Annotated in this window: 5 protein-coding genes; all 5 read right to left on the bottom strand. The window is 36.6% G+C overall.

Features of this window, described 5'->3' with window-relative positions:
* Positions 1 to 180 precede the first annotated feature (180 nt).
* Complete coding sequence (locus tag A9G25_RS07775) at positions 181 to 585, bottom strand: DUF4279 domain-containing protein (protein WP_065574078.1); 405 nt, start codon at positions 583 to 585, stop codon at positions 181 to 183.
* 9 nt (positions 586 to 594) lie between these two features.
* Positions 595 to 1,617 (bottom strand): VENN motif pre-toxin domain-containing protein, encoded by a 1,023-nt coding sequence (locus A9G25_RS07770; RefSeq protein ID WP_065626447.1) that lies wholly within the window; start codon positions 1,615 to 1,617, stop codon positions 595 to 597.
* 211 nt (positions 1,618 to 1,828) lie between these two features.
* Positions 1,829 to 2,095 carry a hypothetical protein gene (locus A9G25_RS07765; RefSeq protein WP_065626446.1) on the bottom strand — a complete coding sequence of 89 codons (267 nt, stop codon included), beginning with the start codon at positions 2,093 to 2,095 and terminating at the stop codon, positions 1,829 to 1,831.
* 51 nt (positions 2,096 to 2,146) lie between these two features.
* A complete protein-coding gene (locus tag A9G25_RS07760; protein WP_141675054.1) occupies positions 2,147 to 3,241 on the bottom strand; it encodes a VENN motif pre-toxin domain-containing protein in 1,095 nt (364 codons plus the stop codon).
* A 905-nt stretch (positions 3,242 to 4,146) separates the two neighbouring features.
* A partial coding sequence (locus A9G25_RS07755) for an IS3 family transposase (RefSeq protein ID WP_141675053.1) occupies positions 4,147 to 4,563 on the bottom strand: 417 nt, incomplete at its 5' end.

Raw genomic sequence — 4,563 nt, 5'->3', positions numbered from 1 at the left:
ATGACACAATGCGCAATGCAACAAGTAGGCTTTATTTTCTACAATGGTGTATAAAAATAATAATGGTTAAAGCAGTGCTAAGCCGAAATTAGTAATAAAAAAATTAATTATAGAATTTAGTGACAGCATTAACTGTCACTTTTAAATGGCAAAGGCGCAAAATTTAGAATATAACCTATTTTAACTATAAATATAATAATCAATTTCTATTTCTGCGTTTATCCCATTAATAAAATTTAAGCTTTTAGTATTAAAATATATTGCTGGCTTCTCATTATTTTCTATTTTTATTAAAATCATAAAAACAAAATTTACTTTGAAATCATTTTTAATTTTTAATAGTATGTTTTCTCTAGGTTTCAATAAAGCAATTATCTTATCTAATTGATCATTAATATCAAACGAAAACTCTTCTTTAGTAGCTACTGTCCAACTTGTTTCAACACTTTTGTTTCTTCCCCCTTCAGGAACTAATCCTTTTATTCTAGTTTCATTTGGCTCTATGCCTATTCTTTTTATTACATCATTTAAGTCAAAATCATCTCCATAAATAGAAAATGATACAGACACTGTCGTTCTATCCATTTTTATATCCTATTTTATAAAATAACCAGTTCTAATACCATCACCCAAACCACCTTTTCTAAATAACATTAACTCACCACTCTTCTTGTCAATATAAATATCATATTTAGAGTTACTGCCTTTTCCAAAAAATTCTTCTTTAATCTTATGAGCATCAAATCCTTTTTTCTTAAGGTAGTTATCATTTGCCATTTTTATATCTGACTTTTTATTAGAATCATTTCTACTATCGTCATCATCAGGTGGTAATCCAGAAGCCCCGCCAGCTGTACTACTTCCAGTTCCTGCTAACGCATTATCCGTATTTTTCTTACCCTCCTTCTTCTTTAGAGAATCATTATAATAACGCTCATAAGTTTTTAGTACTGCATCTTCAAGGAATCCATCTCCCATTGGATCGACTAATGCAATTTCAATTAGTCGCCTTTGTTCCAAATTTAGACTTTCTAAAAATGCTTTTGATTCTGCTGCTGTAAGACCTTCAGCCATTAATACATCTACCGCATTAATACTAACTGGTGCACCAATTTCACTTGGGCGTACTAGGTACCACGCAGCTCTAGCTAAATTATTATTCTCCACCGCATTCTTACTCGTAGCTATCGAGGTGCTGATGTCTCCTGCATCGCCGCCACTTACTGCAGTTGATAGTCCCATCACTAATTGGGTTAATGCGCTGATGTTTTGTTTTTCAGCTTCAGTGAGGTCTTTGATGCCTTTTCCACCATAGAGGTTATCTAAGATGACTTTTGCCGCCAGCTCGCCGCCTACGGCACCGGCTCCCCCAGCGAGTCCTGAATTGCCTTGTAATTCCGCTACCACCGCACCCAGTATCGCATGCGATACTAATCTTGCTGTTTCGTTATCACTCACCCAGTTGCCGTCTTTATCCATATGCCCTGTGTGCAGTTTTATCTGTTCGGCTATCCACGGCGCACTGGCCCCCGCAAGGCCTCCTGTAATGTCACCGGTAATAATGCCTGTGATAATTGATGTCGCTGTGTCAATCCCTTTGCTTACATCTCCCCCCATTGTGCCTAGATTTTTGGTCGCTTGGTTGGCTTGTAATTGGCTGTCTACCGCATTATGATTGATTACAAAAACGATAAAATGATAGAAGCGAGCGCTAGCTAATATTTTGGCGAAGTTAAGAATTTAGTCACAGAATTAACTACTATCTTTAAATAACAAATATACAAAATTTTGGATAGGGTAAAATCCCAGCATTAAAGCTAGGATAATATTATTTACCAAATATTTTAATTCCATAGCGACGACACTCCGCATACCAGATGATAGCTCCAGATAAAATACCTACAAAGCAAGAAAGTTTAAAAATTGTATATATATATTCTTTTATAAATTCAATAAAAAACTTTAAATCACTTTGTTCAATAGCCATAATGACTATTGAAATCATTAAATAAAATAATACCTGTGCGCAAAAAAGCACAAAAGGAGTACCAACTGTCAAATAGAAGAGTGCTACATATTTTCTATTTTTTTTCATTATTATTACTCTTAGTTTGTGTCTGAATAATTTTTTCAGAACCTGTGCTTATTACAGAATCAAATAAGCCTCCCCCCAAGTAGGAATTGAGCTTTCTGTATAATGCCCTGTTATTCCTAAAAAACCTTTGTTTGCTTCATGAATATATTTATTTGCTGCTGGATTAAAGATTGGACGGAGTCCTTTTTCTGCATATTTCCCAACGCCATAACCAATTGTTGATGAGCCAGCACCAATTATGGCACCTGTTACAGGATCTTTACCATCTAATTGATTCGATAATGCACCCCCAGCAGCATTCCAACTGATTGTTCCCCAAAATTTAGTGCCAAATCCAGCAGTAAAAGCACCCGTTCCTGTTGCTATTCCTACATCTCTCCAACTGATACTACCATCTTCATTAAAATAATATTGACCACCAATGCTAGCTGTGCCACTTAAAAATCCACCAATAATTGCCTCTTCTGGTAAGAGTGCTATCACAACTGGTGCTAATATAGTACCGCTTGCAATTGCTCTATCTCGAATCATTTCGTTCGCATAATCTGTTGCTGCTTTTTTATCGCCTTTAAATAGTAACAAACCATCTCGATAATCACGGTCAAATTCATCCATTACTTGCAAGGCCATAAAGTTATTCTCAACCGCATTCTTACTCGCAGCTATCGAGGTGCTGATGTCTCCTGCATCTCCGCCACTTACTGCGGTTGATAGTCCCATCACTAATTGGGTTAATGCGCTGATGTTTTGTTTTTCAGCTTCAGTGAGGTCTTTGATGTCTTTTCCACCATAGAGGTTATCTAAGATAACTTTTGCCGCTAGCTCGCCACCTACGGCACCAGCTCCCCCTGCTAGGCCTGAGTTGCCTTGTAATTCCGCTACCACCGCACCGAGTATCGCATGCGATACTAATCTTGCTGTTTCGTTATCACTCACCCAGTTGCCGTCTTTATCCATATGCCCTGTGTGCAGTTTTATCTGCTCGGCTATCCATGGCGCACTGGCCCCCGCAAGGCCTCCTGTAATGTCACCGGTAATAATGCCTGTGATAATTGATGTCGCTGTGTCAATCCCTTTGCTGACATCTCCCCCCATGGTGCCTAGGTTTTTGGTCGCTTGGTTAGCTTGTAATTGGCTGTCTACCACATTATGATTGATTACAAAAACGATAAAATGATAGAAGCTAGCACTATCTAATATTTTGGCGAAGTTAAGAATTTAGTCACAAAATTAACTACTATCTTTAAATAACAAATATACAAAATTTTGGATAGGGTAAAATCCCAGCATTAAAGCTGGGATAATATTATTTTCCGAAAATCTTAATACCTGAGCGACGGCATACTGAATACCAACAAGCAATTCCCATGATAAGACCTAAGCATGGAAAAAACAAAATTTGTTGTATATTACCCAGATCAAAATCTGCCTCTCCATAAAGAATAAAACCACATAAAAAAAATAATATGTTTGTTATTAGATAAAATAAAAAAAAGCCTATAGGCATTATAGAGCAGAAATATATAAGTATTAAATATTTTCTATTCATTTTTATCTCTATTATTTTTAATTATTTCAGTTGTTTTTTTATTTAAATATTCACTTGAACTAGATGAAATGCCACTTCCAGTCCAAGTAGGAATTGGGCTTTCTGTATAATGCCCTGTTATTCCTAAAAAACCTTTATTTGTTTCATGAATATATTTATTTGCTGCTGGATTAAAGATTGGACGGAGTCCTTTTTCTGCATATTTCCCAACGCCATAACCAATTGTTGATGAGCCAGCACCAATTATGGCACCTGTTACAGGATCTTTACCATCTAATTGATTCGATAATGCACCCCCAGCAGCATTCCAACTGATTGTTCCCCAAAATTTAGTGCCAAATCCGGCAGTAAAAGCACCCGTTCCTGTTGCTATTCCTACATCTCTCCAACTGATACTACCATCTTCATTAAAATAATATTGACCACCAATGCTAGCTGTGCCACTTAAAAATCCACCAATAATTGCCTCTTCTGGTAAGAGTGCTTGATCCTCGCCAAAATATTAGACAGTGCCCGCCTCTATCATTTTTTCGTTTTGGTAATATTGTTGTTCATATTGTTCAGGTGATACCCAGCCATTGGCTGAATGACGGCGTATCCGATTATAATAGATTTCAATATATTCAAATAGTGCTTTATTAGCCTGCTTCCTCGTTTTGTAGTAACAGTCATGAATAATATGTGTTTTGAGTGTATGAAAAAAACTCTCAACAACCGCATTATCAAAGCAGTTGCCTCTTCGACTCATGCTTTGCCTTAGCCCATATTGTAACAATAATTGCTTGAAATCAGCACTGCAATATTGGCTTCCTTGGTCACTATGAATGAGTACATTTTTAGGAAAGTGACGCCGAAATAAAGCTTGTTTTAATGTATTACACACTAAATGGCGGTCTATGTAGCGACTGGTTTGCCTAGC

The sequence above is a fragment of the Gilliamella sp. Bif1-4 genome, from assembly GCF_001690535.1.
GTDB lineage: Bacteria > Pseudomonadota > Gammaproteobacteria > Enterobacterales > Orbaceae > Gilliamella > Gilliamella bombi.
The sequence above is the reverse complement of the archived record's forward strand: the minus strand, read 5'-3'. Positions and strand labels throughout refer to the sequence as shown.

Bases quoted from the DNA above. Each gene is read 5' to 3' on its own strand.
- A9G25_RS07775 (WP_065574078.1), bottom strand. From the start codon at position 585: ATGGATAGAACGACAGTGTCTGTATCATTTTCTATTTATGGAGATGAT.
- A9G25_RS07770 (WP_065626447.1), bottom strand. From the start codon at position 1,617: ATGGGGGGAGATGTAAGCAAAGGGATTGACACAGCGACATCAATTATC.
- A9G25_RS07765 (WP_065626446.1), bottom strand. From the start codon at position 2,095: ATGAAAAAAAATAGAAAATATGTAGCACTCTTCTATTTGACAGTTGGT.